The organism is Sodalis-like endosymbiont of Proechinophthirus fluctus, assembly GCF_001602625.1.
In the GTDB taxonomy this organism is placed as follows: Bacteria; Pseudomonadota; Gammaproteobacteria; order Enterobacterales; family Enterobacteriaceae.
This window is the reverse complement of the sequence record NZ_LECR01000001.1, coordinates 2,446-2,798: the sequence shown is the minus strand read 5'-3', so window position 1 is coordinate 2,798 and position 353 is coordinate 2,446. Positions and strand designations below refer to the sequence as shown.

General features: G+C 58.4%; 1 pseudogene. It reads right to left on the bottom strand.

What is annotated here, in order from left to right:
• Positions 1 to 353, bottom strand: a pseudogene (locus tag BG74_RS15120) (N-acetylmuramoyl-L-alanine amidase); the annotation flags it as partial.

Below are 353 nucleotides of genomic sequence, written 5' to 3'. Positions count from 1 at the left end.
CGAACAGATCCGCCCGCTGTTTTCGCGCCTTGGCCACCCGCACCTTCAGCGGGATAAACACATCCTCATTACGGGTCATGTAAACCTGCATATTCGGCTCTCGTTTAATCAGCGCGCTCAAGCGGCGAGCTATCTGCAGAACAATATCTTTTTCGCGGGTTTTGTATTTACCGATAGCGCCGGGATCCTCGCCTCCGTGGCCCGGATCGAGCATCACTACCACAGGTCGATCTCGCCCGGCCTTCCCGGCCTGCGGTGCCTGGGATTCCGGCGGCAAAGTGCGCGCCAGATCGCCCTTGTTATAATCCTCCAGCAGTGCCAGAAGAGGATCGTCTTGCACCGAGGAACGGCTG